The organism is Polyangiaceae bacterium (genome assembly GCA_015075635.1).
Taxonomy (GTDB): Bacteria; Myxococcota_A; Polyangia; order Polyangiales; family Polyangiaceae; genus JADJKB01.
Genome location: JABTUA010000002.1, coordinates 993,418 through 1,019,156 on the forward strand (window position 1 = coordinate 993,418; position 25,739 = coordinate 1,019,156).

The window sequence follows — 25,739 nt, forward strand, 5'->3', positions numbered from 1 at the left end:
GACCGGGGCTCGCTCGTCTGCGCGTCGCCGCGCTCGCTGTCACTTGTTCCCTTTGCCTCCGCCCTTGTTGGACTTGACGTAAACGTCGAGCACCGTCGTGGTGGAGCCCACGAGCCTCGGCTCGTAGAGCACCGGATCCGTCCCGGTCTCTTCCTCGGTGACCGCTGCAGGTTCCGGCACCGCGTAGTAGGCGTGCAGGTCAGCCGGGTGGATGTTGTCGATCTGGGCGTTGCAGGCGACGGCGCCGCCGCCGTCGTCGATCGAGAACGCGAGCCGCCACCAGCCGGCCTTGTCGATGGGCACGCCGTTGATGACCTCCGGCATCTGACGCAGCATCCAGTTGTATCCGAAGATGACCTTGCCCGAGACGTTCACCTCGGCCGAATAGAAGCCTGGACCGTCGCCGGTCAAGCCGTCGTAGGTCCACAGGTCGATCGCCTGCACCCAGCTACCGTTGCAGGTCGCAGTGACCGGCACGTACTCACCTTGACACTTGGTGATCGTGAGCCGCGGACAGACGCTGTAGATCGTCGCGTTGAACGCGCCGGTGGTACCGTCGGTGCCCCAGAGCTCGGTCTTCCCGCTCCCCTCGAGCCAGCGCATGTTGAAGCCCGTCATCTGTGGGTTCAGCGGGGTCGGCAGGTCTGGATACAACACGTCCGTGTTCAGCAGGTCGTTGAGCACGACCTCCACCCGGATCACCGAATTGGCGGTCCAGGTTTGGCGCACCAGGTTGTCCGCCCAGTCGACCGTGGCGTGGGCGACTTCGCCGTTGGCCTTGGCATCCCGCCATTGAGGCTGCCAAGCATTGGGCGTCTTCTGCTCGTAGTACGCGACTCCGTCGATCACGGTCTGATAGGCGCTGTCGGGAACGAAGTGCGAGAACGGCAGCTCGGTAACCGTGAGACCCTCCGTCGCGGTGGGCCTCAGGCCAGTGTTGAGGTAGATGGGTTGTTGGGTCGCTGCGTCCGTGACGGGCAACCCAGTGAGGCCGAGCCCTTCGGCAAAGATGACCGGATTGGCCAGGTTGTTGCCGAGCCCGGTGTCGCCTCCGCCCGGTGAGCCGCCGCCGTCTTTGCCCTTTCCGGGGGGTGGTGCTGCGGGGTGGCTGGCGGGCGCGTCGAAGGTGGGCCCTTCGGGCGCATCGCTCTTGTCGGCGCAAGCCCCAGCCAGTGTTGCCATCGCCGTCGCCCCAGCTATCGGGACGACGAGCCACGAGATGATCGTTTTGCGGGAAGACATGACTTCCTCCTTTTCGAGTCGACCAAGTCGCCCACTGTCGATCAAGCTCCGTGCCGCGCGCCGCGCATGAAGTGGCGCTGCCTCGCGCAATTCGAAGTCCGTGGCTGCGAAACGCGCCGTTCGAAGGTCGTGTTCCTCAGCGTATGCGCTGCTGCGGCGCAAGCCTTGCGAGCGATTTCGTGCGACCAGTGCATGTTCGTCGAGCGTCGTTGCATTTGGTGCGCGCGTCGCTCTCTCGTCGATCTCCCGAGAGCGCGCGCAGGCAATTCGCTCGACGCCGAGGCGGAGCCCACGAACCGCAGGCGCAATGCGGCATTTTGACGCACGAGCCGGCTGCTCCGAGAGGATTCGATCCCACGACTTCCCGCGGAACCGCCTGACCGATCACCCCGGCGAGCTGACCGAGGCGCTGTGGTCTGCCACCAGCTGCCGAACCGTTGGTTGTCAAGCGCTAGAGCGCGGCGCGGGATCCGAGCCGCGCCGCGCTCACGCCGTCCAATCTCCTCGACCTGGCTTTCGTTCGCGGCGAACATGACCGGGTGAGCCAGGCGCAGCACCAAGCCGATCGGCCGAGCTACCGGACGCTCGACGCGGACGGCCTCTTGTGCGCGCTGATCCTGGTGCCGCCCAGCTTCAGCCGGAACCGCTTCTTCGGCATGTTCGAGGAGCCTCGTCTGCGCAAGGTGCGGCGCCGGGCGGCGCGCGTGCGCGGCATCATCCGCCAGCTCTTGGCGCAGGGCCGGCAGAAGGCCGAGCTCACCGGCGAGGCGGTGCTCGAAGACGGCCAGGTCCTGCTGCGCTTCCGGGTCGAGGGCATGTCCTACGACCGCACCGCCGCGCTGAGCCAACTGGAGGCGGCCGCGCTGCGTTACGCGCTCCACCGCGCCGGCGCGGGCAGCCTCGAGGACGCGGACCGCGCGATGGTCGAGCAGGCGCTGGCGCGGCTCGGCGGACCTTCTCTGGCGTCAGCCCAGGGCTGACACGATCCGCTCCCAGGCGGCGGATTCCGCGGCGCCGACCGGTGGATTGCGCTCGCCCGTGAAGCCGAGCTCCCGCGCTGCCGGCGCGCCACGTCGCTGCACCGCCAGCGTGGCGTGCTCCACGCGCCCCACGCGTTCGCCGGCGCCGATGACGAGCGCTGCCAGGTCGGGACCGACCGCGCGGCGCGGCGCGGGGCGAACGAGCAGGCGGTGACCGTCGTGCAGGCGCGCCGAGAAGCCGGCCAGTGGTTGTGCGACGGGATCCGACCAGGCGTCGCGCACGCCGGGCAGACCGGCGGCGATCCAGGCATCCACGCGCGTCTGCCCGGGAGCCGCGAGCCCGAGCGTCAGCCCGCGCGCGGCGAGCGCCGACTCCGCGGCGGCGAGCGTGACGTCGCCGGCGAAGGTCGCGAGCAGCGAGTGCTCGTCGACCTCGCCCGGCAAGAACGGCGAGATGGGCTCGGTGTCGCGGGGCGAGGCGCCGTCGCGCGGGGTCAGGTTGCCGGGGTTCATCAGCCCGTCCGGATCCCAGGCCGTCATCAGGCGCCGCACCACCTCGATGCCGTAGCCCAGCTCCTCGCCCAGGCGCGGCGCCTTGCTGCGACCGACGCCGTGGTGATGGCTCAGCGTGCCGCCGGCCTCGATGGCGGCGCCGAGGGCCGAGCGCCAGGCCGCGTCGTATTTCGCGATCGCCGCATCGTCTGTGTCGGCGGCACCGGAGAAGGTGAAGTAGATGCTACAGCCGTCCGGATAGGCGTGAGAGAGGTGCGCCATCACCAGCACGTGCTCGCCCAGCGCGGCGCGCACCGCGTCGTAGAGCGTCCCCAGCTTGGACCACGGCGCCGCGACCTCCATCGTGTCGCTGAAGGCCCCCAGGCGAAACACCGGTGCTTGCCGGTAGCTCACGCTGTAGCGGTGCGCGAACCATTTGCGGGCGGGCCCCTCGCCGAGCGAACGCGCGCCGGCCTGGCTGGCGATGAGCGACGCGCGCTCGCAGTCGGCGTGGGCTGCCCCGGACTCGCCCTCGAACACCAGCACCATGGTGGCGCCGCCGAGCAGGTTGCCCTCGGCCGCCTGGATCACCGCGTTCAGCGCGCGTGGCACGCGCAGGATCCCGCGCGCCAAGCTGGACAGCGACGCGCTCGCCGTCTTGGGCCCGCGCTTCTTCCTGCCCGAGCGCACCGAGCCGCTCTTCATGATGGCGGAGTCGATGGGATCGTAGAGGCGCGAGACCGCGGGGCGAAGCCCGGCCTGGAACATCAGGCGCAGCGCCTCCCAGCCGGACTCGATGTCGGGGAAGGAGAAGGCCGCGTAGGAGCGCGCTGCCGGCACCGGGTGCAGGCGCAGCTTGGCGCGCGCGATGGTGCAGAGCGTACCCTCGCTGCCGATCACCAGGGGCACCAGGTTCGGGCCGTCGAAGCGCCGCTTCAGCGTGACCACGTCGCCGGTACCGAGCACGCAGTCCACGGAGGCGACCATGTCCTCGATCTTGCCGTACAGGCCCGAGCACTGGCCGGCGCCGCGCGCCGCGATCCAGCCGCCGACGGTGGAGCACAAGATGCTCGACGGGAAGTGCCCGATGGTGAAGCCGGCGCGCTGCACGTCTTCTTCGAGCGTGATGCCCATTGCCCCGGGACCGACGTCGATGGACGGCTCGCTCGGATCGAGGCTGAAGTCGCGCATCTTCTTCAGATCGACGACGATGCTCCGAGCGCTCGGGTCCACTGCACCGCACACGCCGCTGCCGGCGCCGAAGGGAACCAGCGCAGCGCCCTCGCTCCGCGCGAAGCGCGTGAGCCGCACCAGGTCTTCCGTGGACCGCGGCCACACCACCGCCAGCGGCTGGTGCACGCCCGGCCGCCCGGCGCGCACGTCCAACAAGCGGCGCGGCCACAGATCTCGCGAGTAGGCGACGCGGTCGGGGCTCGACGCGCTGACGGTGACGCCCGGCAGCGCGCTCTCGAGGGCACGGACGACGTCCACACCGCGCTTGTAACCCGCGCGCGCCAGGGCGTATACCTTCGTGCCGTGTCGAGAGCCCGCATCGCCCCCCTGCTCCTCGCGCTCGGCGTGTGCGCGTGCGGCGGAGGCGCGACGCCTGAGCCCGCCAAGTCGGGCAAGAGCGGCGCGGCCGGCAATGGCGAGGAAGGCAGAGGCGAGGAGGGCGCGGGCGACACCGAGGAGGAAGCGCCGCGCGCCTCCGCCTGCGCCGACGGCACCTGTCTCGAGTGCGGCGGCGGGCTCTGCCCCAAGGGCTTCTACTGCGACGAAAAGGCCCCCGGCGGCGCCGCCTGCGCCTGGCTGCCGGAGTGCGCCGCGAGCGCGACCTGCGCCTGCGTGAAGCAGGTGCTGGGCGACGGTTGCAGCTGCAGCGAAAAGCCGGGCGGCCCCAGCGTGAGCTGTCAGGGTCGCTGATCTCGGCGACGCCGGTTCGCGAGGGCGCTAGGCTACGCGCATGGCGATGCGAAGGGGTGCCGGCGTGCTCGTGCTCGGGCTCGCGGCGTATGCGTTCGGGTGCGGTGGGCAGAGCGATGGCGACGGCAACGCCGCTGACTTCGGCGCCGAATACGCCTCGTACTGCAAGAAGATGGCGGACCGCGAGGCCAAGTGCGGCGACACTCCGGACGAGGCAGCGTGCGTCGCGCGCAAGAGCTGCTTCGAGAGCCATTGGCGTACGAGCGCGCTGCTCTCCGCGTTCAGCTGCGACGCGGCTCGCGACTGCAGCAGCGGCGACGACGAGTGCTACGACCAGGCAGGTGCCAAGGTCAGCTCCCCAGCGCTGTCGTCCTACAAGAGCGCGTGCACCAACTGGGTGACGCAGTGCAACGGCACCAACGACATGTGCACGCACGGCGCCGGACTGCTCAGTGACGCCACGCTCTCGGAGCTGGCGACCTGCATGCAGAAGCCCTGCGCCGAGGCCGCGACGTGCGTCGAGGCGGTGATGGCGAAGGTGGACTGCTGGGGCTAGCCCGTCAGGGTCGCTGAGCCAGGATCAGGATCCGCGGCGAGCTCGCGCCGAAGAACACGCCGGGGGTGGACGGGTGGCCGCTGGCCTCCGTCACCCGGAAGCCGGCGTCGTGCAGGATCTTCCCGAGCTCGTGCAGCGAATACAGCCGGATGCTGTAGCTGCACTCCATCGTGCGCCCGTCGTCGAGGATCAACGAGCGCTTCACCTTCAGGCGGCTGGTGATGAAGTCCACCGCCATGTCGTCCATGCAGACGCAAGCGTCGCCCTCGAACCAGGTCTGCGCGGGCTGGTTCGCGACCACGAAGTCCCGGTTCGCGACGTCGAGCAGGAACATGCCGCCCGGGCGCAGCGCTCGGAAGATGCGCTGCGCGACCGCCGCGTTCTTCTCTTCCTCGAAGTAGCCGAAGCTGGTGTTCCAGCAGTAGATGCCGTCGAACATCTCTTCGAACGCCATCTCACGCATGTCGCCTTGCAGGAGGTTGAGCTTCTGCCCGTACTCCTGCGCGACGTCGGCCGCGACCGCCAGCTGGTAGAGTGACAGGTCGTAGCCGACCACGCCGTAGCCACGCTGCGCCAGCTCGACCGCGTGCTGCCCACCGCCGCACGCCAGATCCAGGAGCACGCCGCCCTTGGCCACGCCCAGCGACTCCTCGATGAAGTCCGCTTCCTGGACGATCTGCGGAGACTTCAGCTTCGAGTTGGCGCGAGCGAAGTCTTCGCCGAACAGCTCCTCCCACCACGCTTTGCGCTGCTTGGTGCGCTGGGCTTCCTTGGCCTCGGCCACCGAGGGCGGCTTGGGTGGCTCGCGTCGCGGGGGCGGGGGCGGCGGCGGCGGCGCAGCCGGCTTCTCCTCCTCGACGTCCACCGCGATCTCCGGCTCGCTCTCGCGCTCCGGCACCGCGATGTCCTCGTCGGTGAGCTCCTCGCCGGCCACGGGCGCTTCCTCGGCGACCTCGTCCTTGGGGAAGGAGATCTCGCCTTCTTCGTCGCCTTCCTGGGACGGAGGCGCGAAATCGTCGTCGGAGAGCTCTTCGGCGTCCGCGGCCGGAGCGGCTTCCGCAGCCGGCGGCGGCGGGGGCGGCGGCGGCGGCGGCGGCTCCGTCACGTGTGTCTTCACACCGATGACCCGCATCGGCTTGAGTGACACCGGCGGCGCTTCAGTCGGCGCTCCGGCCTCCTCCACGTGGATCGGAGGGGGTGGGTAGGAGGTCGCAGCATGCTCGCCTTCGGGCGCCTCGGGCGGAGCGTGCCAGGGCTGCGTCGGAGGCTCGGATTCGTGTTTGGCTGCTGCGGGCGGCGCAGGCTGTGAAACCGGACGCGGAGGCTGCGACGCCGGACGCGGAGGCTGCGACGCCGGACGCGGAGGCTGCGACGCCGGGCGTGGAGGTGGCGACGCCGGGCTCGGCGGCTGCGACACCGGGCGCGGCGGCTGTGACATGGGTCGCGGCGGCTGCGACATCGGGCGCGGCGGCTGCGACACCGGGCGCGGCGGTTGCGACACCGGACGCGGAGGCTGCGATGCGGGGCGCGCGGGCTCGGCGACCGGCAGCTCCACGGGCAGCATGGGTCGGACGACACCCGACTCCTCGGTCATGCGGGTGGTCGGCTCATCCAGGTCGGTGATCGCCAGCTCGGGCGCGACCTGCCGAGTCGTCCTCTCGAGATCGGACTCGTCCAGCGCGTCGGGCAGGCGCGTCGTCTGCTCGTCCAGGTCGGCGATCGAAGGCGGGCGCGGCGGCTTGAGAGAGTCGCTGGTGGGAGCTGCGCTCTCGGCTTCCTCTGCGGCCGGCGGGGGCATGCTCGCGCGGGCCACCGGTGTCGCGGGGCTGGTCTGCATGCGCTTGCGGGGAGGGGGGAGCGGCGGCAGGACCTCCGGATCGACTTCTTCGCCGGGCTCGCTGGGCACCTCGACGTCCACGTCGACCTCGACGTCGATGGAGTCGGCCTTCGCGCGGGCTTGCTCCGGCAGCGGCACCGAGGGCGGCGGGATTTGCGACGGCAACGGGGGGATCGGCGCCACCTCGGGATCCGAGGAGATGTCCGGAATGTCCGGCGGCGCTTCGTCGTCCAGCTGATCGTCGCTCATGCGGGTTTCAGCAGGGATTCGCCGTACCGGATCGGACCGACGGAACGGGCCAGGGTGATGCCCGGTTCGACCAGCAGGACCGCCGTCGAACCCAGGTGGAAGATTCCAATTTCGTCTCCCCGCTTCACCGGCGAAGCAGGGTCGAGCACGTGGTCACCGGGCGGAACCGCCGGGTCGGGAAGGACGCTGACGCTGATGCGTCCGACGATGACCGCACCCACCATGACCACGTAGACGCGGCCGAGGCCTTGGGTGTCGATGGCGATGGCGACGCGGTTGTTGCGCACGAACAGGCGCGGGACGTGCCGCTCGCCGATCTTGTTCACGGGGTAGAGGTCGCCGGGAATGCCGCGCACGAGCGAGATGACACCCTCGGCGGGCGAGTGGACGCGGTGGTAGTCGCGGGGCGACAAGTACACCACCGCGAAGCCTCCTCCCGCATAGCGCGCGGCGTCCTTGGGATCGCCCACGAGCTCGGCCACGTCGTAAGGGCGACCCTTGACGAACACCCGACTGCCGCTGTCCACCGGGCCCGTCGCCTCGACCACACCGTCGGCCGGGCTGACCACCACGTCGTCGCTGACGCGGCGAGCTCCGGGCTTCAGGTGTCGCGTGAAGAAGGCGTCGAAGGTCGGATACGGGTCGGTACGCTGCGCGGCCTCCCCCATGTTCACGCGAAACACGCTGGAGTAGACCCGCTCGATGGCGCGCGACGTCGGGGGCGCGAGCGGCTGCTCGCAGAGCTTTCCCACGGCCCGACTGATCCGCTTACGCGGGAGCACTTTCAGGAGCTGCGCGGCGGCGAAGGTGGCGGCACTCACCGGGAATCCTCAATCAGAGAGCGCGAATCGACCGGGGTCAGCGGAAGCCATCTGATTTCGCACAGATGGACGTCCGATGCTAGGCGGCCCAGCCCCGAGGGTCAATCTCGCGGCACGAGCCGCGCAGCTTCGCAGAGCGCTCGACGCCGCGCGTCGTCTGGCAAGGCCGGGGCCGGCTTTCCCGCAGCTCGCGGGCTCCACTGACCTTCGCACGCCACGTCCTCGCTCAGGGGATCTACGGCGATCCCCAGCGCGAAGGCCGCCTGCGCCGCCGGCCTTTCGCCAGCCTCGGCACGGAAACGTCCGCTCAGGGCCTGCCAGCCGCCGTGGACCGTCCGGACGTCCTCGAGCCCGCCCAGCGCCGTCCGGGCGTCGGCGTTCCGACCCGCGTCGCACAGCGCCCGCGCCCAGCGGAAGCGCAGCGCCGGCTCCGACGCGAGGGCCTTCGCGGCTGGCTCGAATTGAGTCGCCGCCTCGCGGGAGTGTCCTCGCGAGAACAGCAGGTCCCCGAGGCGGGTCCGGCGCGCCGGATCGTCACCTCGTCGCGGCAGCGCGTGTGGAGGTTTGGCAGGCGCGGCGGTCGCCTCGGTCTGCCGCAGGAGCGCGTCGTGCCACTTCAGGATCCAGCCGTTCAAGTCGTACCCCGACACGCTCCGGAGCGCGATGCTCGCGTCGTCGCCGCCGCTCCCCTTCAGGTCGTTCGCCAAGAGGTGCAGCGCTGGCACGCCGTTCTCGCGCACCCAATAGGCGACGAAGCTCGTGACCTCCGAGAACGCAGTGGCCGCAGCCTCCGGTGTGGGCAGCATGGCGATGGACGGACCGAGCTTGTCCACGCCGACGGAGCGACCCGACAAGATCGCCGTGCGCGCGACCGAGTCCGCGGACGGCGTCCCGTCGAAGGGACGCGGCTCGCGCCACCGGGTCTCCTCGCGCTTGGCGATGCCCTCCTGCAACCAGAGCGGGGCGCGATCGCGGGTGGCGCGCGTCAGCGCGAGGTGCGCGATCTCGTGTGCCAGAGTGTCCTCCCACGGGTAGCCGAGGTGGGTCGCGCGCGGCGAGATCATCGTCACGCGTCCCCAGCGGGCCACCGCCACGGTGCCGGTGGTCTCCGCCGCGGTCACCGGCAGGCCGGAGATCGCCGAGAGCGTGAACAGGTCGCGCACCAGATCGAGCCGAAGCGGTCGGGGCAAGACGGTGCCGAGATCTGCTTCGATCTGCGCGCGTGCGCGGACCGCGACGTCCACGATGAGCGGCACGAGCGCGCGATCCGCCTCGTCCTGTAGGCGGATCCACACGCCGGCGTTCTTGTCTTCCTCGACCAGGGCGCCGGCGGTCGCTCGGGCGCAGCTCTTGGCCAGCTCCGCCAGCCCCGCCCCCTCCGGCGTCCCGCCCAGCTCCACCGAGCTCAGGATCGCGGACGCGGTGTCGCAGTCCCCCAGGTAGATGGCGAGGCGCGCGCGCTCGAAGGCGATGGTGGGGGAGGCGGAGTCCGTCTTCTCGAGCAAGCTCCGCGCACGCTCGACGTCGAGCTCGGTGATCGCGTCGGCGATGGCCTGCGCGCGGCTCGGCCCCTGCGCCGCCGCGGGGCTGGCGGACAAGAGGGCCACGCAGGCCGCCAGTCGACGGAGAAGAGCTCTCATCGGAGCAACCCCTCCGCGTAGCGCTTCACCGCGGGAGCCAAGCGCCCGTCTTTGCTCTTGCCCAAGCCCTCGACGACTCGCCGCCGGAACTCCTCCGCGCGCTTCTTGTCCTGGTCGCGCGGGACTTCGCCACCGGTCCGCATGTCCTTGCCTTGGCCGTCGCGCGACTCCTTCGGACGCGAGTCGTGCGGCGACTGCTCCTCGTCTTCTCCGGTCTGCCCCGTGGTCGCCTGCTCGAGCAGGCGCTGAGCCTCGCGCTGCAGCTCCAGACCGCGCTCCCCGCGCCCGTCCACCAGAGCGCGAGCGGCCTCGCGCATCAAGCCCTCGGCCTTCTCCAGGCTCTCGAGCGCCTCCTCCGGCAGCGCCGTGTCACCGTTCTTGCCGCGCGACGCCAGGTTGCCGGCGCGGCGCGACATCTCGTGCTCCCGCTCGCCGGAGGAGCTGGTGGCGTCGCGGGACTTGTGCTGTGCGTTCTTCTTGAGATCGTCCAAGCGTTGCTCCGCCCAGGCGAGCTGCCGTGCGAGCTCGCTCTTGCTCGCCTCGAGCTCCGATCGGTCCAAGAGGTCGCTCGCGCCAGCCTTCTTCTCGGCGTCTTTGAGCGCGTTCAAGGCGTCTTTCCCGCTCTGCACCGCGTCGCCCAGGCTCAGCCGCTCCAGCGACTCGGCCATCGCGGTGCCGTGCTCGCGACCGAGCGCCGCAGCCGAGCGGGCGGAGCCGGGCGTGTGGCTGAACTGAGGGAGATCCGCCAGGGCGCGGCGGAGCGCGTCGGCGCGTTGCTTGGCTTCTTCCCGGATGCTCTCCAGGTCCACGCTCGCTTCCGCTTCGCTGAGCGCCCGCTCCACCTTGCCGATTTCGTCGGCGTGGTCGGCCGCCAGCTTCTCCAGCTCGGCGGCCAGCTCGTCGAAGCGATCATTGGCGTCCGAGGGCTCGCCGCTCGACCCGCCGTTCTGACTGGGGGCGCCGGACTCGACGCCGCCGCGCTGCGCGCTGCCGAACGAGGGGTTGGGCCGGCGGAGGCGCGCTGCCAGGTGACGGGCGGCCAGCTCGGCGTGCGTCAGGTCGTCGGCCTTGCGCGCGCGCTGCACGCGCCCGAGGTCCGCTACCGCCACGCTGCCCAGGTCCCGGCCCAGGAAGCCCAGCTCGATGAGCCGCTTGGCCCCCGCTTCGGACGCCCCGAGCGCGGAGTCGAGCCGCGCGAGCCCGACGCTCTTCTTCTCCGTCTCGCGCGCTTGCTTGGCGCCGTTTGCGATCTCCTCCACCACGTCCGCCAGGCGCTTGGCGACGCTCTGCGCGTCCTTGGAGCCGAGCACGCGCAGCACCGAGTCCACGGCGAGGGTCACGTCCTCGCTGCGGCGGATCCTCGACTCTCCGGGCCGCGACGGGCGCTCCAGCACCCGCATCTGACCGGCGACGAACGCCCTGAGGCCCGGCGGGAAACCGAGCCCGCCGTGGCTCTTGTCCACGGCGCCGAGCACGGCGTCGGCGACGCGCCGCGCGCGCTCGCGCTCGTCCTTCGACAGAGGCTCGAGATCCTTGCCGCTCTCGCGCCCGAGCTGCCAAGCCAGGAAGTCGATCAGCTCGCCCCGGGCCTTGGCGAGGGCCGAGTAGCGCAGCGCCTCGGGCTCGCCGACCACCGGAGGGATCAGCGTGATCGCCGGGCTCTGCCCCCACTTCGGCCCGCGAACGGGGTCGTTGTCGCGGGCCTCCACCGTGACCTGGATGGGCAGGTACATGCGCCTGAGGAACGGGTCGCGCGGCGAGAGCACGTGGCTGCCGCGCTCGAAGGTGCTCTGGCCGTCCAGCCGCGCGATCACGCGTCGGTCCTCGCGTTCGCCGGCGCGCAACACCACGTCCACCTGCCGGAGCCCGTGGTCGTCGCTGGCTTCGTAGGCGAGCGGGAGCGACTCCACGCCCTTCAGCTCGAGCGTCTTGGGCGCGCCGGCCAGGCTCACCTCTGGGACCTCGTCGCTGATCAGCGTCACCGGGATGGTCTCCAGCTCGTGGATCAGCACGCCGCCGAAGCGCGCGGCGACGTGCAGCTCGCCGGTCCGCTCCAACGTCCAGCGCGCGACGACGCCGCCCGCGCCGTCGCTGACGAAGGGCACCTCGCTGACGCCGTCCGTGAGCACCAGGCGTCGCCCGTCGCGCCGCGGCACGCCGCGCACCGACAAGAGCGTGCCCTCCGGGTGCCGCGAGGCGAGACCGGGCAACACCGAGCGCTCGGGCAGCTTCAGGTAGGCAGGTGGCTCGGCGCTGACACGCATGTAGTCGAGCCAGGCCAGCGGCAGCGGCGCGCGCCCCTTCCACGCGAACAGCACGTCGAGGCCCTCGACCACGCGCATCGGGCCGACCGCGAACGACACGACGACGGCGGCCAAACCGAGCATCACCCCGCCCTGCCACCAGCGTGCGCGGCGCGTCGCCGACGCTTCCACCTCGACGACGGACGCGCGGGCTATCAGGCGCTCGAAGTGCAGGCGCGCGAGCTCCGGAGAGCCTGCGCTGTCGTCGCGCGCCGTGCGCTCGAGCAGCGACACCGCGCGCAGCGTTCGCTGGCCGAGCTCCGGGTTGGCAGGAACCAGTACCTGTCGGATGGTGCGGCGCAGGTCGAGGTACGTGCGACGTTCGCGCACCGCACGCACGACCATGGCCGCGATCACCAGCGCGATGATCGCGGCGGTCCCCAGGCGGGCCGGCGTCGTCCCATTCCGAGCCAGGTGAGCCCCGCCGGTGATGGCCAGGACCAGCGCACAGAGCAGCGCCTGCCGCGAGGCCGTCCCCACGCGGGTCCGCCAGGCAGCGGCGAGGCGGTTCATGAGCTCGGTGACGGCCACGGGGTCAGAGCTTAGCGCCGGGGCCGCGGGGTGGTACCATTTGGCGTCGTGAGCGACGTCGAGAGGCTGAAGCGGCTGCTGCTCTCGCTCGCCGACACGGGTCTCCGGGTGGGGTGGCTGTCCGAGCAGCTCGAGGTCGGGCCCGTCGCGCGGAGCGCCCGCTTGCTCGACGAGCTGTGCGACGCGAGCGAGCGCTCCGACCCGGAGGCGCGCGAGGCGCTCCTGGCGGTCTCGCTCTACTTCGTGAGTCGGGCACCCGCGGAGCTGATCGAGCGCTTGAGAGAAGAAGCCCAGTCGCGCCACCTGCTGGGATTGTCCCGCTTGCTCAGGCGCGGTCCGCCGCCGGTGCTCGTCGATCGCCCGGCGACGGAGCTGCCGGTGCCGGACTACGGCGCCGGGCGCGAGCTGACCCTGGGCGAGCGCCGTTCCCTGGCACGGCGCCCGAACCGGCGCTCGTTCGACAAGCTCTTGTCCGATCCGCACCCGCTGGTGATTCGCCTGCTGCTCCAGAACCCCAAGATGGTCGAGGACGACGTGGTCCGACTCGTGGCACGCCGGCCTGCCCGCGCCGAGGTCATCGCGGAGGTCGCCCAGTCGCTGCGCTGGCTGAGCCGCAGCCGCGTGCGGCTGGCCATCGTGCTGAACCCCGGCTCGCCGCCCGAGATCGCGATGCCGCTCCTGCCGGTCTGCAAGCGCACCGAGCTCAAGGAGGTCGTGCGCGCCACCGAGTCGTCGATGGTGCTCCGAGCCACGGCCCTCGAGCTGCTCGAACGCAGGCCTCCCATCAAGGGCGTGGACCGCGCCGACGCCGTGCTTCAGTGAGCGGGCTCAGCCCTCTTCTTCCTCGCCCATGTCCCAGCGCACCAGGGCACCGACGGTGATCTGCGAGGCGCAGTCGTCGCAGAGCGGCGGCTCTTCGTAGCGAACCTCGTCCCCGCGGGTCCACAGGAACAGGCCGGAGCCGCCGGGCACGCCCTCGAAGGACTCGCCGCACGCGTCGCACACGAAGTGCTTCGCGGGGACGGGCTCTTCGAGCGGGAGCTCGCGAGAGGCGGACATCTGGCCGAACTATACCACCGTATGCGGGCGGTGCCCGAGCTACGCCTCGGCGGGCGCTTCCTCCTCGGCGGGCTTCTCCGGGGCAGCCTCCGGCTCGGCCTTCGCGAGCTTCTCTTCCCCGCACGCCTGAGCCAGGAGCTCGACGATGTCCAAGTTCTGGATCTCGCCCTCCTTCTCCTGGTCCTTGATGCCGTCGGTCAGCATCGTCATGCAGAAGGGGCACGCCGTAGCGATGGTCTTGGCGCCGGTCTCGAGCAGCTGCTTGGTGCGCTTGACGTTCACGCGATCCTTGTTCTGCTCCTCCATCCACATCTGCGCGCCGCCGGCGCCGCAGCACAGGCCCTTGTTGCGGGTCCAGTGCTCGGGCTCGACCAGCTCGACGCCGGGAATGCGCCTGAGGATCTCGCGGGGCGACTCGTAGATCTCGTTGTAGCGGCCCAGGTAGCAGGAGTCGTGGTACACGACCCGACCCTTCACGCCGTTCTTGGGCTTCAGTTTGCCCTGCGCCACCAGCTCCAGCAGGTAGTCGGCGTGGTGCACCACCTGCCACTTGCCGCCGAAGTCGGGGTACTCGTTGGCGAGGGCGTTGAAGCAGTGCGGGCAGGTGGTGATGATCTTCTTCACCCCGCCCTGCTCCTGGTAGCCGTTGATGGTGGCGACGTTCGTCTCGGCCAGCATCATGAACAGGAGCTCGTTGCCGGCGCGCCGGGCGGAGTCCCCCGTGCAGCTCTCCTCTTCGGCCAAGATGGCGAAGTCCACGCCGGCTTGCTTCAGGAGCGTGGCCGTGGCGCGGGCGATCTTCTTGGCGCGGTCGTCGTAGCTGGCGGCGCAGCCCACCCAGTACAGGACCTCTGCCTTGGGGTTCGCCGCCATGGTCGGCACGTCCAGGCCCTCAGCCCAGCTCGCCCGATCGACCCGCGACAGGTTCCACGGGTTGCCGTTGGTCTCCATGCCCTGGAACGGCTTGTTCAGCTCCTGCGGGAAGCTCTCGCCGCGGATCATCACCAGGTTGCGGCGCATCTGCACGATCTTGTCCACGTAGGTGATCATCACCGGGCACTGCTCCTCGCAGGCGCGGCAGGTCGTGCACGCCCAGAGCACGTCCTCGTGGACGACGTTCGGGACCAGATCGATGGGCTTGTACTCCGGCTTCTTCTCGGCCTCCGCCTCGGCGCCCTGGGCCTTCTTCTCCTCACCTTCGGCCTCCGGCTTCGCCTCGGCTTCCGACTTCGCCTCCTCTTCCGGCTTCGCCTCCTCCGGGTTGGGCTCCTCCGCGGGCTTCGTGCTCAGGTCCACCCGCGGGATCTCCCCGACCTCCAGCAGCTCCTCCTGCCGCTCGTAGAGGTGATCTCGCAGATCCAGGGTCAAGAACTTCGGGCTCAGCATCTTGCCGGTGGTGGCCGCCGGGCAGTTGTCCGAGCAGCGGCCGCACTCCGTGCAAGTGTAGAAATCGAGCACGTCTTTCCAGGTGAAATGGTCGATGCGCGCGTAGCCGATCGGCGCGGCGAGCATGTCCTCGCGCTCCATCGCCTTCTCCACCTTGGCCATCAGCTCTTCGGTGTTCTTGGCGAGCGGGCGGAGGCGTCCCGGCGGCGTGATGTCGCTGAGCGCGACGTTGGGGATCGCGGTGATGATGTGGAAGTGCTTCGAGTACGGCAGGATGTTCAGGAAGATCAGCACCAGCGACGAGTGCACCCAGAAGCCGATGTTGCCGAGCACGGCCAGCGTGCGCACGTCCGCGCCGCTCAGCGCCAACGCCCACAGGCTGCCGACGGGCTCCGGGTAGGGGTGGAAGGCCAGCTGACCCGTCGGCGGCGCCAGCGGCTTCACCAGATTCGCCGCGGTGCCGCACCAGTCCGAGGTCCTGGTGCCACACTCCGTGCCGAGCTTGTGGTTCAGGGCGATGGCCGCGCCGTCGTAGAGCTGGTCGGCGATCATCATCGTCGCGATGATGCCCAGGATGACCAGGCCTTCACCCGACAGCGTCATGCGCTTCTGCTTGTTGAGCGTGCGGTAGTAGACGAACACGCAGACGCCGACGACGACCAGCGTCGAGATCACGTCCTTCAGGAATCCGTAAACCTGCCCGAGCGTGTCCTTCGGGCCGAGGATCCACAGGTTGAAGGTCGGGTCGAAGCCCCGGCCCCAGAGCACCAGCGTGCGCAACAGCAGCACGACGAAGCCGACGAAGATCAGCTGATGCGCGATCCCCGCGGTCAGGTAGTAGCGCATCTTTTTCTGGAAGAACGCGAAGGTCCAGACGCGCCCCAGACGCTCGCCGATGGAGCCGAAGCGGCTCTCGTGGGTCGGTCCTCCGACTTTGAGCAACCCCCAGCGTTGACTCGCGCTCCACAGGAACGCGCCAGTCAGACTCAGGATGATCACGGCCATCGCTACGGGATTCATGGGCAGGGCTCCACGCGCGCGGGTTTCGAAGAGGTCTTAGGGCGCCATGCTGCTTCGCGTCAACCAAGGAGCCGCGACGGGGCCGCGAAATAATCGCCCGTGGGCCTGCGATGCTAGGCGCGCCCGCTGAGGCGCAGCCAAATCAAGAGCAGAACCCAAAGGAAAACGACCACCGCCACCCACACCACCACGCGGCTGCTCCGCGCCGGCGCCGCGGGCGGCGGAGCTTCCTCGGGCGCCGACTCTGGAGGCGCCATGGCCTCCTCTTCGGTGAGCACCGGCGGCGCCTTCGGCCGCTCGATGCGCCGCACCTCGGGATCCGGCACGTCCGCCGGCACGATGCTGAGCAAGAGCAGGCCCCGCGGCAGGTTCGGGTTGTCGGAGATGCCGCCGCGCTCCGGGATCCGGATCACGATGCTGCGCCCGGACGAGGTGGACTCGATGCTGCTCTCTCCGCGAACGGGCAGCGTGACCTGCACGACCTCGCCGAGCTCTTTCCTGCCACGCACCGAGATCGCGCCGGAGCGTTCGCACTTGTCGCAGCCACCGCCTTCGCAGGTGGCGCACTTCAGGTTGCGCGGCAGCTCGAACTCGATCAGCGCACCCTCGTCCAGCCACTCCGCTGCGACGCGGATGCGGTGGATCACGTCGGGCCCGCGGGGCACGTCCACCGCGCCGGTGACCTTTCCTAGGCGATGGCGCGACAAATCTGGGTGATCGTACCCTCAGGGCCGGCCTCGGCGTAGGGGATTTTGCCGAGGCCAGCGGGGTCCGTGGTTTGCCCGATGCCCTCAGCCGCCGGGCGCCACCCAAATGGCCCGGGCAACGCTGGCGCAAACGCAGGCCAGTACCACCCAGAGCGGAGAGGCGCGCCACCGGAGCAGCAGCGCGAGACCCACCAGCGAAACGGCCACGTCGAAGGGGCCACGTATCGCTTTGGTACACACCGGATCGTAGAGGGCGGCGCCCAGCAGGCCCACGACGGCCGCGTTCACCCCGGCCACCGCGCGCACGGCGCCGGGTCGCGACGCGACCGAACGCCAGAGCGGGAGCACGGCCGCGGCGAGCAAGAGGCCGGGCAGGAAGATCGTGCACAGCGCCACGAGCGCGCCGCCAGCTCCGGCGATCCGCGAGCCAAGGTAGGCCGCGAACGAGAACATCGGACCCGGAATGGCCTGCGCTGCGCCATAGCCGGCGACGAACTCGCTCGCCGAGACCCAGCCCGGACGGACGACGGCCTCCTCGAGCAGCGGCAACACGACGTGGCCACCGCCGAACACCAGACCGCCGGCGCGGTAGAACGCGTCCGCCACGGCCCAGAGCCCGCCGAACCCACGCGCGGCGATCGGCAGCCCGACGAGCCCGAGGGCGAAGGCCGCGAGCAGCGCGAGACCGAGCTTGGGTCCGTAGCGCAAGCGGAGCGCGCTCGGGCCCGGCAGCGCGCCGCCGCGACACACGAACATGCCGAGCAGCGCCCCTGCGGCGATCACCACGAGCTGCACCCATGCCGCACCTGCGAGCAGCAGCACCAGCGCGGAGGCGATCGCGATGCTGGCACGCGGCACGTCGGGGCAGAGCTGCCGCGCCATGCCGATGAGCCCGTGCGCCACCACCGCCACCGCCACGAGCGCGAGACCGTGGAGCGCTCCTCGTCCGAGCGCGCTCGAGAGCTGGGGCAACAGCGCCGCGAACGCGAAGAGCAACGCCGCGGACGGCAGCGTGAACGCGGCGAAGGCAGCGAGCCCGCCGGGGAGACCCGCGCGGGTGAGGCCCAGACAGAACCCGAGCTGACTGGACGCCGGCCCCGGCAAGAACTGGCAGAGCGCGAGCAGCTCGGCGAGCTCGGTCTCGCTCACCCACCTCCGCTTCTCGACCAGCTCTTGGCGGTAGTAGCCGATGTGAGCGATGGGCCCGCCGAACGAGGTCAGGCCGAGCTTGGCGAAGGTCGCCAAGACCTCGAGCGCCGACCCCTCCCTCATCTCCGGGTCACTTCTTCTTCTCGCGCGGGCCCTTCTGGCAGCGCCCTTCCTCGCAGATCGGCTCACACGTCCACGGGTCGCACTGCGCCATGGTGCCGCAGCCGTTCTTCTTCGCGTCCTTCACCAGGGCGTCGAGCTTCTTGCTGGTCGCCTTGTCCACGACGCCGCCGCAGTCGTTGCCGGGGATCTTGGAGAGCTGCGCGGGGAAGCAGCCGCAGTCCGCGTCCTTCTTGCACTCGTTCTTGGCGGTGGTCAGGAGCTCGTCGAAGTCGTGCAGCGTCTTGTCGCAGCCCTTGAGCTCTTTGGGCGGAGCGGCCTCGGGCTCGGCCGACGCTGCGGGCCCGGGATCTTCCGTCTTGGGCGCCTCGCTCTCGGGCTTGGCGCTCTCGACGGGCGCCGCTGCTTCTTCGGTGGCGGGCTTCTTGCCGCATGCAGCGAGGGCGAGCAGGAACGAAAGGGTGAGTGTGGCAGCGGTTCTGATCATGGGGCCGGCAGGCTAGCGCAGTCGCCCTCGGCGGTCACGCCGGTCGCGGGGTGGTATAGGCTGAGCCCGTGCTTCCGAGCGACACCCACCCAGTCGTCGCCGCGCTCCTCACCGAGGGCTACCGGCGCATGTCTTGCGCGGAGAAGATGGCGCGAGTGTGCGCGCTGTCACGAGCCGTGCAGCAGCTAGGCCTCGCCGACGTCCGGCGCGCGCACGCAGGGGCCGACGAGCGTGAGCTCGCGCTGCGGCTCGCCTCACGCCGCCTCGATCCGGAGCTCATGCGCCGCGCGTTCGGCTGGGACCCTGCGGTCGAAGGGTACTGATGGTCCTCGGCGACCCGCTGCTCGTGGTTGGGCTGCTGGTGCGGGCCTTCGATGAGCTTGGGATCCGGTACGTCGTGGGCGGTTCGGTGGCGAGCTCGGTATACGGCGTGCCCCGCTCGACCCAAGACGTCGACGTGGTGGCCGAGTTGTTCGGGAAGCACGTCGACCCGTTCGTCGCCGCGTTGCGCGACGATTTCTACGTGGATGCGGACATGATTCGCGACGCACTGGCGAGACAATCCAGCTTCAATGTCGTCCACCTGAAGACGATGTTCAAAGCCGACGTCTTCGTCTTCAAGCGCGACCCTTGGATGACGAGCGAGATGAATCGGGCACGCGTCGAGACACTGGACTCAGAGGGCGGGCCGCTGACGGTGCGGTTCGCGTCGCCCGAAGACACCCTCCTGCACAAGCTCGTCTGGTATCGCCTGGGGAACGAGATCTCCGAGCGGCAATGGGGCGACGTCCGCGGAATCGTCGAGATCCAGGGCGAGCGCCTGGATCGGGGCTACCTGGCGACCTGGTCCGGACCGCTCGGAGTCGCGGATCTCCTCGAGCGCGCGCTGTCAGACCCCTAGACTGCTTCGACCCGAGCGTGCGCCGCGCCGCACGGTCGAAGGCCGCTACTTTGCGCAGATGAAGTACTGCTTGGGCAGCGAGCTCGTCGTCACCGGCTTGCAGCTCGCCCCGGCAGGGTAGACGCACTCCGTCGGGGAGGTCTTGGTCGGATCGCAGAGCTGGGTCGCGAAGGTAGTGGTGGCGCCGCCGTCCAAGGTGGTCTTCTCGCACTCGCTCGTGGCCTTGCAGGTGGCCGATGACGAGGGGTTCAGCAACTTCGAGATCAGGCAACAGACCTGCCCCGACGCGCAGTCGTTGTTGCTGTCGCACTGGATGGTGAGCGTCGAGCACGAGGCGGCCGACGCCTGGCAGACGAAGCTCGGACCCGCGTCGCCGCTCGAGTAGCAACACTTGCCGCCGTTCGCGAGGCTGCACTTCGGCGCAGCTTCGCCGCACCAGACCGACCCCGCGACGCCCACGACGGGAGCGGATGCCTCCACCGCGACGTCGACCGGCGCATCGACTGACGCATCGCTGCTGCCGCCGGCCCCTGCGGCTCCGCCGCTGCCTCCGGTGGCCGCGCCGGCAGTACCGCCTTCGCCACCCGTGGCCGCGCCGGCGCTGCCGCCCGCGGCGTTCGTCCCGCCGGTTGCTCCTCCGCTTCCCGCCGAACCGCTGGCCCCGCCAGCGTTCGCGGTGTTGGTGCTGCTCGAGCTACAAGCCCAGATCAGAAGGAGAAGCACTGCTCCGCACGACCCGAGACGAACCTGATCGCGTCGCATCGACGGAATGCTAGCGGCCGGACAGCGGGCCGCCAAGCGCGAGCGCCGTGCCGGCGCGCAACACCTGCGCCGTTTCCCCTACAGCTCGATGACGACGACTCGCTCGTCCTCGGGCTTGGTCAGCTCGAGCTCGAGCGAGTAGGTCTTGGGCCCGACGCGTGCGCCCAGCATCACCTGGATGGGCGGGTTCTCGCCGCCCAGCTTCTCGAGCCGCACGCGCACGCGGTACTTGCCTCGAGGCGGATCGCCCTCCTCCAGGTACACGTTCTCCATGTTCTGGCCGCGGCAGGCGTTGGCCTTGCCGGGACAGTCGCGATCCTTGACCAGGCCGCTCTTGGCCGCACGCCCCACCTCGGCGAGCTCGCCGTTCGGGTCCGTCACTTCCAGGTCCACGTCGGCGTTGGGCTGGCTCCAGGCGACGGCGAACTGCACGAGCCCCGTCGCGACGCCGCAGCCCTCGTCGATGATGCCGTTGCAGTTGTCGTCGCGCGCGTTGAAACACTGCTCCGTACCGCTGGGCGTGCAGGCTTGCTTGACCACCACGCCCGGGGTCGCGACGAGCTGGATGATGCGCGGGCCCTTTTCGCTCGCCGGCGCAGCGGCGTGCTTCTTCCCGCAGCCCGTGAGCGCAAATGCCAGAAGGGCGCTCACGACGAGCGCCCCTCTCGGTGCGGAGACTCGGCGTCCGCTCACTCCTTCTTCTTGCCCCCGCCCCCGCCCGTGTCGCTCTCGGGGACCTTCACGTCGGTGATGACCTTGGGGTTCATCAGCTCGAAGTAGGCCTGGCTCGCCAGCTCGCCGGTCGGGCCCTTCTCGTCGCGCAGCGCCAAGAGCACGCCCTGCTCCTTCATGAACTTCAGGGTGCGGATGGCGCCCTCCATCAGCTCCTTCTTGCTCTGGTCCTTGGCCATGCGCATCAGGCGGACGCGCAGCACCACGCGAGTGAAGGAGTGCGGGCCGTTGTCGTACTGGAGGTTGTCGAACTGCTTCATCAGCAGGAACGGCGCCCAGTCCTGGGGCACGCCCTTGAGCTCGACCTGCTGGATGGCGATGGCGTTGTCCACCCACTTGAAGATGCGGCCGCTCTCCAAATCTTCGTGGGACCAGTAACCGAAGGCGTCGTACCAGAGGTTCTGGAGCTCCTCGACGGTGGTCTTCGGCTTGTCGGCGAACATCGCCACGGCGCGCTTGGCCGTGTCGGGACTGCCGCCCAGGATCAGCGCGAGCGCTGCGTCCGTGACCAGCGACTCCGTCTTCATCAGCTCGAACAGCTTCTGCTCCACGTCCTGGTCGAAGCCGGTCTTGCCGATGGCGGCCGCGACCTGGTGCCGGGTCTCCATCGCCGCTTCGGCGTTCAGCATCGGCAAGAGCGCGCTGGCGATGCCGGGCACCGGACGGCGGATGAAGGACTCGAGCAGGCAGGCGCGGCGCTGGGAGTCGGCCTTGTCCGGCTTGTTGTACTCCTGCACCTTCTTGGCGACCTCGAGCATGTCCTCCTTGCTCGCGACCCAAGGCAGGGCGGCGCACGCCGCCATGCGCGCTTGCTCGTTCTCCTTGGGCTCCTCGATGTACTTCATCAGCGGCTTGAAGGCCTTCGGGTTCTGCCACTGGGCCATGCCGTCGGCGGCGCCGACGCCCAGGGCGCGCAGGGTCATGCCCAGGATGGCCAGGCCGCCGGCCATCAGGCCGTCCATGGTCACATCCAGCTTCGGATCGCGGCGCGTGAGTGCCTTCTCGAGCACGCCCCAGCTCTGCTCGTCCTTGAGCCAGCCGATGTAGCGCATCGCGCTCTGAGCCACGACCCACTCCTCGGGGAACGGCGGCTGCTGGCCTTCTCGGGGCAGCGGCTTGTCGGGGTCCGCCCACTTGCGGAGCTGGGCGATGTCCTTGGTGGACTCCATCGCGGCCAAGGCGCGCAGGCCGTTGGCGTGCGGCGAAGGCATCTCGTGGATCCAGAAGATGACCGCGTCCTCGCTCTCCTTGCGGATGAACTCCCGCTGGTCGGGGTGCAGGACGGCGAGGTCGGCGAGCATGCGCGCGGCCACCACGCGCTCCTGGTCGTCGCGCTTCAAGAGCTGCTCGTGGTCGTATTGGTCGCTGTAGATCTTCAGCGGATCCATGCGCAGGCGCTTGGCCAAGGTCGGCACGCCCCGCACGTCGCCCACCTCGGCCATGGCCGTGGCGGCCTCGGTCTGCCAGTGGATGTTGGGCTTGGTCTCCAGAAACTTGAGCATCGAGTCGCCGCAGCGCGGATCGGCCAGCTCACGCGCCAGGTCGAAGATGACCTTGGTCTGGAACCAGCTCTTCTCGATGTCGGTGTCGTTGGACTGCAAGGCCAGGATCAGGCCCTCGCAGCCGATGCCGTCCTTGAGCGCCGCCAGGTACTTCTTACGGCTCTCCTTGTCGGTCTTCTTCAGGGCCGAGATCAGCGGCTCGCGCGCCCGCTGGTCGCCGATCTTGCCCAGGCCCGGCGCCGCCTGGCGGGCGATCTCCGCGTCGGTGTCCTGCACGAGCTTGATCAGCACGTCGGTGTATTTCGGCGAGGCGTTGCGCGCGAGCACGGTGGCCACGAGCTGGCGCACCGCCGGGCTCTCGTCGCCAGCGAAGGTCGCGAGCTTGTCCAGGTCGATGAGCTTGACGATCTTCTCGGGGTCGAAGGCCACCCCGCCGCCCAGGCGCTGCACCTTCGACAGATGGCCGGCGCGGTAGAGCTCCATGATCTTGTCGAAAGCGCTCGACTCGCCGAGCACCACCAGCGCCCAGGCGACCTGCGGCTTGGCGCCGGGGCCCGCCTTGGGGAGCGCCTGGAGCAGCGGGCCCTTGGCGGCCTCTGCCATCGGCAAGCCGTACTCGGCGAGGCACGTCGCCGCCATCGACTGGATCGGCTCGCTGGGCCGGGTCAGCGCCTTGATCGCCAGGTCCACGCCGGCCGGATCCTTGGCGAACGCCAGCTGCTTGAGCGACTCCTGGACCAGCTCGTCGCTGGACTCGGAGGCGGCCCACTCCCGCCACTTGGGCAGCTGCTCCGCCTTGGGCAGGATGAAGGTCGCTTTCTTCCGCTCTTCGACCTGCTCTATGGTGAGCCTCTCGGCGTCCTTCTTGAAGCCGATGAACAGGAACAAGCCGAGCCCGATGACGGCCACCAACCCGATCAGGATCACGAAGGGGTTGAAGCGGCCCTTCTTGAAATCGCCGTCGCCGGTGTCGAACGATCCGGGGGAGCCGGCGCCGGGCAGCTGCGGGTTGCCGCCGCCGCCGGCGGGCGCGTCGTCGTCGGGCGGCCATTTGGCGAGGTCGACGCGTTCGCTCGGCTCTTCGCCGGCGAACGGTGGAACGGGCCGAGAGCCAGGCTGCGGGGACGGCGAGATCGGTTCGAGCATTTTTCCTCCGACGCTGTGCGGCCTCGTCGTCGACGACGTCGGCGCCCGAGCCCGCACATCGAGCGGCCGCGACCTTATCTCAGGACCGGGGCGACCTGAAGCAAAGAGCCGCCCATTCGGCGGAAAGATCCGGGAAACCTGCCGTGAGTGAGGCGCCGCTCTCGCCCGCGGTCGAGCCCGCCGCGCCGCAGCAAGGCCCGCGCCTCTGGCTCCGGCCGCTCGGGGTCGCGGTCGCCACGACCGCGCTGGTCACGGGGCTTTCCTACGGAATGCCCGACAACTACGCGGCCACGGCGGTGGGCCTGGGCTTCCTCGCCGCCACCTACGTGGTCGCACTCCGGCGAGATCACCCGCTGCCCCCGGAGCACTACGGGCTCGCGCTCGGCGGTCTGCTCGACCCGGAGCCGCTCTCCCCTGCGCGCATCGGCAAGGACGCGGCGCGGGCGCTGGCCTGGGCCCTTGGCCTCGCGCTCGCCATCTTCCCGCTCTTCTGGCTCGGCTACCTGTGGTGGTGGAGGCCCCGCCACGCCTTCGTGCCCGGCGCCCTGCCCGCGCTCGGCGACGACGTGCTCGGCCAGCTCCTGGTGATCGCGCTGCCCGAAGAAGCCTTCTACCGGGGCTACCTGCAGACCGCCCTCGACGACGCCTGGAAGCCACGCTGGAAGATCTTGGGTGCGGAGCTCGGTTGGGGCGTGCTGGTCTCCGCCGCGCTTTTCGCGCTCGGACACTTCGCGACGGAGGTCCATCCGAATCGGCTCGCGGTGTTCTTCCCGGCGCTCGCGTTCGGGTGGCTCCGCGCGCGCACCAAGGGCATCGGCGCGGGCATCGTGTTCCATGCGCTGTGCAACTTGTTCGCGGCGTATCTGGCGAGGAGTTACGGGATGGGGCGGTGAGCGGGCGGCGGGTGGGCTCGTGGCCCAGCGCTCACCCCCTCCGTTTGGCCGCGCGGCGGCCATCGCGCCGGCATGAGCAACGCTCACCCTCTCCGTTTGGCCGCGCGGCGTCGGTGCGCGAAAAACCGATGGATCGATTGGGCGACATCGACGCCCCGCAGGTGCGCAATGCTTCCGCCGAAGGGGAAACTCCGGCGAAGCTCTGCGCTCGTTTGTGCTACACTTTAAGCATGAAGCGCAAGAAGAACCGGCGAAGCGGGGCCACGGAGACCTTCTCGGTGTCCGTCGACGCAAAGACGAAGCGGGCGCTGCGCGCGCTCGCCGACAAGGAGTTCGGCGGCAATCTGTCAGCCCTCGTCACCGACCTCGCGGAGGAGGCGCGTAGGCGCTTGGCTGCAGGCGCTTACCTGTCGAGGCACCGCATCCCCAGCCTGACGCCGGACCAGGCCGCCGAGCTCGAGGGGGAAATCGCGCGAGAGGTCGCCGGCGCAAAGCACCGCGGCCGCGGCGGAAAAGCCGCTTGATCCCGAGGTACGTTCTCGACACCGGCGCGCTCGTGTCGGTGGAGCGAGGGAAGCAGCGGGCGGCGCGGTTCTTCCGTCTCGCAGCCATCGGCAGGGCACGGCTCATCGTTCCCCTGCCGGTCATCGCAGAATGGTGGCGCGGTCGGACCGATGCTCGCGAGGAGATTCTCGGCGCGACGGAGATCGTAGCCTCAGTCGCCGCTGCGCAAGCAGCCGGCATTGCACTCGCCAGGATGCGGGAGGTCGACTCCAAGCGAACGATCGACGCCATGGTGATGGCCACCGCGGCGCTCCTGGACGCCGTCGTCTTGACCGGCGACATCGAAGACTTCGTGGCGTTGCGCGCACAGTTTCCTCGGGTGGTCGTGCTCGCAGCGTAGTCGCGACGACGCTCGTGGTCCGAGGCTGTGCCGACGACACGCTCTACGCGATCGCCCGTGAAGCTGCCGAGGCCCTGGCAGCGATGACACCCTGGGACAGACACGCCAAGTTGCATAGCCGAGCGCGCGCCGTTACGCTGAAACTGGCGATGCGGCGAGGCGCGCTACTCTTGCTGGGAAGCGCTTGCACGAGCCAACACACCGCGCCGGTGTCCGACCACTTGCCTGTGTCGGGCGCAAACCAGTGGTCGGGCTCCGTGCATCAACTCGAGCTCGGAGGCGACGCCGGCTGCGCACTCGACGGCACTGGCACGGTTCTGTGCTGGTCCAGCAAAGAGCCAGCGTTGCGCGTGGTTCAGGGGCTGCCCAAGGTGGTGGAGCTCTCCGTGGCCGGGGG

23 protein-coding genes are annotated in these 25,739 nt (G+C 69.9%); 9 read left to right on the forward strand and 14 right to left on the reverse strand.

Annotated elements, in window-relative coordinates; genetic code table 11:
• Nucleotides 1–39 precede the first annotated feature (39 nt).
• On the reverse strand, nt 40–1,242 hold the full coding sequence (locus HS104_20835) for a hypothetical protein (GenBank protein MBE7482414.1): 1,203 nt from the start codon (nt 1,240–1,242) through the stop codon (nt 40–42).
• Nucleotides 1,243–1,781: 539 nt separating this feature from the next.
• Between HS104_20835 and HS104_20840 the strand changes: the two genes are divergently transcribed.
• Nucleotides 1,782–2,222, forward strand: coding sequence for a hypothetical protein (locus tag HS104_20840; protein MBE7482415.1), 441 nt, complete (start codon nt 1,782–1,784; stop codon nt 2,220–2,222).
• On the opposite strand, the gene HS104_20845 is transcribed toward HS104_20840, so the two are convergent.
• A complete protein-coding gene (locus tag HS104_20845; GenBank protein ID MBE7482416.1) occupies nt 2,208–4,205 on the reverse strand; it encodes an FAD-binding oxidoreductase in 1,998 nt (665 codons plus the stop codon). The genes HS104_20840 and HS104_20845 overlap by 15 nt on opposite strands.
• 45 nt (nt 4,206–4,250) lie before the next feature.
• Here HS104_20845 and HS104_20850 point away from each other — a divergent pair, with 45 nt between their 5' ends.
• Entirely contained in the window at nt 4,251–4,637 is a 387-nt protein-coding gene (locus HS104_20850; GenBank protein MBE7482417.1) for a hypothetical protein, read from the forward strand.
• Nucleotides 4,638–4,677: 40 nt separating this feature from the next.
• The gene (locus tag HS104_20855) at nt 4,678–5,193 is read left to right on the forward strand and encodes a hypothetical protein (GenBank protein MBE7482418.1); all 516 of its coding nucleotides are present in this window, start codon (nt 4,678–4,680) and stop codon (nt 5,191–5,193) included.
• Nucleotides 5,194–5,197: 4 nt separating this feature from the next.
• On the opposite strand, the gene HS104_20860 is transcribed toward HS104_20855, so the two are convergent.
• From HS104_20860 to HS104_20875, 4 genes are all read right to left on the reverse strand, one after another.
• A complete protein-coding gene (locus HS104_20860; protein ID MBE7482419.1) occupies nt 5,198–7,279 on the reverse strand; it encodes a methyltransferase domain-containing protein in 2,082 nt (693 codons plus the stop codon).
• Nucleotides 7,276–7,983, reverse strand: coding sequence for a phosphatidylserine decarboxylase (gene psd / locus HS104_20865; GenBank protein ID MBE7482420.1), 708 nt, complete (start codon nt 7,981–7,983; stop codon nt 7,276–7,278). Before psd ends, HS104_20860 begins: the two co-directional genes overlap by 4 nt.
• A 218-nt stretch (nt 7,984–8,201) precedes the next feature.
• Complete coding sequence (locus tag HS104_20870; GenBank protein MBE7482421.1) at nt 8,202–9,740, reverse strand: hypothetical protein; 1,539 nt, start codon at nt 9,738–9,740, stop codon at nt 8,202–8,204.
• A complete protein-coding gene (locus HS104_20875) occupies nt 9,737–12,574 on the reverse strand; it encodes a DUF4175 domain-containing protein (protein ID MBE7482422.1) in 2,838 nt (945 codons plus the stop codon). Before HS104_20875 ends, HS104_20870 begins: the two co-directional genes overlap by 4 nt.
• A gap of 48 nt (nt 12,575–12,622) precedes the next feature.
• On the opposite strand from HS104_20875, the gene HS104_20880 reads away from it, so the two are divergent.
• Nucleotides 12,623–13,396: a hypothetical protein gene (locus HS104_20880; protein MBE7482423.1), complete on the forward strand. Its 774-nt coding sequence runs from the start codon at nt 12,623–12,625 to the stop codon at nt 13,394–13,396.
• Nucleotides 13,397–13,402: 6 nt separating this feature from the next.
• On the opposite strand, the gene HS104_20885 is transcribed toward HS104_20880, so the two are convergent.
• The 5 genes from HS104_20885 to HS104_20905 form a co-directional block, all read right to left on the reverse strand.
• Nucleotides 13,403–13,633 (reverse strand): hypothetical protein, encoded by a 231-nt coding sequence (locus tag HS104_20885; GenBank protein ID MBE7482424.1) that lies wholly within the window; start codon nt 13,631–13,633, stop codon nt 13,403–13,405.
• A gap of 39 nt (nt 13,634–13,672) precedes the next feature.
• Nucleotides 13,673–16,039: a (Fe-S)-binding protein gene (locus HS104_20890; GenBank protein ID MBE7482425.1), complete on the reverse strand. Its 2,367-nt coding sequence runs from the start codon at nt 16,037–16,039 to the stop codon at nt 13,673–13,675.
• A 113-nt stretch (nt 16,040–16,152) separates the two neighbouring features.
• Nucleotides 16,153–16,746, reverse strand: coding sequence for a hypothetical protein (locus HS104_20895; GenBank protein MBE7482426.1), 594 nt, complete (start codon nt 16,744–16,746; stop codon nt 16,153–16,155).
• Between the two features lie 84 nt (nt 16,747–16,830).
• A complete protein-coding gene (gene chrA / locus HS104_20900; GenBank protein ID MBE7482427.1) occupies nt 16,831–18,018 on the reverse strand; it encodes a chromate efflux transporter in 1,188 nt (395 codons plus the stop codon).
• A 7-nt stretch (nt 18,019–18,025) separates the two neighbouring features.
• On the reverse strand, nt 18,026–18,502 hold the full coding sequence (locus HS104_20905; GenBank protein ID MBE7482428.1) for a hypothetical protein: 477 nt from the start codon (nt 18,500–18,502) through the stop codon (nt 18,026–18,028).
• 128 nt (nt 18,503–18,630) lie between these two features.
• Between HS104_20905 and HS104_20910 the strand changes: the two genes are divergently transcribed.
• Nucleotides 18,631–18,825: a hypothetical protein gene (locus HS104_20910; protein MBE7482429.1), complete on the forward strand. Its 195-nt coding sequence runs from the start codon at nt 18,631–18,633 to the stop codon at nt 18,823–18,825.
• Nucleotides 18,825–19,403 carry a hypothetical protein gene (locus tag HS104_20915; protein MBE7482430.1) on the forward strand — a complete coding sequence of 193 codons (579 nt, stop codon included), beginning with the start codon at nt 18,825–18,827 and terminating at the stop codon, nt 19,401–19,403. Before HS104_20910 ends, HS104_20915 begins: the two co-directional genes overlap by 1 nt.
• Before the next feature lie 45 nt (nt 19,404–19,448).
• Here the strand turns inward: HS104_20915 and HS104_20920 are convergent, their stop codons facing one another.
• From HS104_20920 to HS104_20930, 3 genes are all read right to left on the reverse strand, one after another.
• The gene (locus tag HS104_20920) at nt 19,449–20,165 is read right to left on the reverse strand and encodes a hypothetical protein (GenBank protein ID MBE7482431.1); all 717 of its coding nucleotides are present in this window, start codon (nt 20,163–20,165) and stop codon (nt 19,449–19,451) included.
• Between the two features lie 78 nt (nt 20,166–20,243).
• Entirely contained in the window at nt 20,244–20,816 is a 573-nt protein-coding gene (locus tag HS104_20925) for a hypothetical protein (GenBank protein MBE7482432.1), read from the reverse strand.
• A 38-nt stretch (nt 20,817–20,854) separates the two neighbouring features.
• The gene (locus HS104_20930; GenBank protein ID MBE7482433.1) at nt 20,855–23,545 is read right to left on the reverse strand and encodes a HEAT repeat domain-containing protein; all 2,691 of its coding nucleotides are present in this window, start codon (nt 23,543–23,545) and stop codon (nt 20,855–20,857) included.
• Nucleotides 23,546–23,688: 143 nt separating this feature from the next.
• Here HS104_20930 and HS104_20935 point away from each other — a divergent pair, with 143 nt between their 5' ends.
• The 3 genes from HS104_20935 (at nt 23,689) to HS104_20945 (ending at nt 25,342) form a co-directional block, all read left to right on the forward strand.
• The gene (locus HS104_20935; GenBank protein ID MBE7482434.1) at nt 23,689–24,438 is read left to right on the forward strand and encodes a CPBP family intramembrane metalloprotease; all 750 of its coding nucleotides are present in this window, start codon (nt 23,689–23,691) and stop codon (nt 24,436–24,438) included.
• Nucleotides 24,439–24,551: 113 nt separating this feature from the next.
• The gene (locus HS104_20940; protein ID MBE7482435.1) at nt 24,552–24,962 is read left to right on the forward strand and encodes a hypothetical protein; all 411 of its coding nucleotides are present in this window, start codon (nt 24,552–24,554) and stop codon (nt 24,960–24,962) included.
• Nucleotides 24,959–25,342, forward strand: coding sequence for a PIN domain-containing protein (locus tag HS104_20945; GenBank protein ID MBE7482436.1), 384 nt, complete (start codon nt 24,959–24,961; stop codon nt 25,340–25,342). The genes HS104_20940 and HS104_20945 overlap by 4 nt, the downstream gene beginning before the upstream one ends.
• Nucleotides 25,343–25,739 lie beyond the last annotated feature (397 nt).

What these genes read in the sequence shown, in the direction of transcription:
- HS104_20835 (MBE7482414.1), bottom strand. Translation starts at nt 1,242, where the DNA reads ATGTCTTCCCGCAAAACGATCATCTCGTGGCTCGTCGTCCCGATAGCT.
- HS104_20855 (MBE7482418.1), top strand. Translation starts at nt 4,678, where the DNA reads ATGGCGATGCGAAGGGGTGCCGGCGTGCTCGTGCTCGGGCTCGCGGCG.
- HS104_20860 (MBE7482419.1), bottom strand. Translation starts at nt 7,279, where the DNA reads ATGAGCGACGATCAGCTGGACGACGAAGCGCCGCCGGACATTCCGGAC.
- HS104_20870 (MBE7482421.1), bottom strand. Translation starts at nt 9,740, where the DNA reads ATGAGAGCTCTTCTCCGTCGACTGGCGGCCTGCGTGGCCCTCTTGTCC.
- HS104_20885 (MBE7482424.1), bottom strand. Translation starts at nt 13,633, where the DNA reads ATGTCCGCCTCTCGCGAGCTCCCGCTCGAAGAGCCCGTCCCCGCGAAG.
- HS104_20890 (MBE7482425.1), bottom strand. Translation starts at nt 16,039, where the DNA reads ATGAATCCCGTAGCGATGGCCGTGATCATCCTGAGTCTGACTGGCGCG.
- chrA (MBE7482427.1), bottom strand. Translation starts at nt 18,018, where the DNA reads ATGAGGGAGGGGTCGGCGCTCGAGGTCTTGGCGACCTTCGCCAAGCTC.
- HS104_20905 (MBE7482428.1), bottom strand. Translation starts at nt 18,502, where the DNA reads ATGATCAGAACCGCTGCCACACTCACCCTTTCGTTCCTGCTCGCCCTC.
- HS104_20910 (MBE7482429.1), top strand. Translation starts at nt 18,631, where the DNA reads ATGTCTTGCGCGGAGAAGATGGCGCGAGTGTGCGCGCTGTCACGAGCC.
- HS104_20915 (MBE7482430.1), top strand. Translation starts at nt 18,825, where the DNA reads ATGGTCCTCGGCGACCCGCTGCTCGTGGTTGGGCTGCTGGTGCGGGCC.
- HS104_20920 (MBE7482431.1), bottom strand. Translation starts at nt 20,165, where the DNA reads ATGCGACGCGATCAGGTTCGTCTCGGGTCGTGCGGAGCAGTGCTTCTC.
- HS104_20930 (MBE7482433.1), bottom strand. Translation starts at nt 23,545, where the DNA reads ATGCTCGAACCGATCTCGCCGTCCCCGCAGCCTGGCTCTCGGCCCGTT.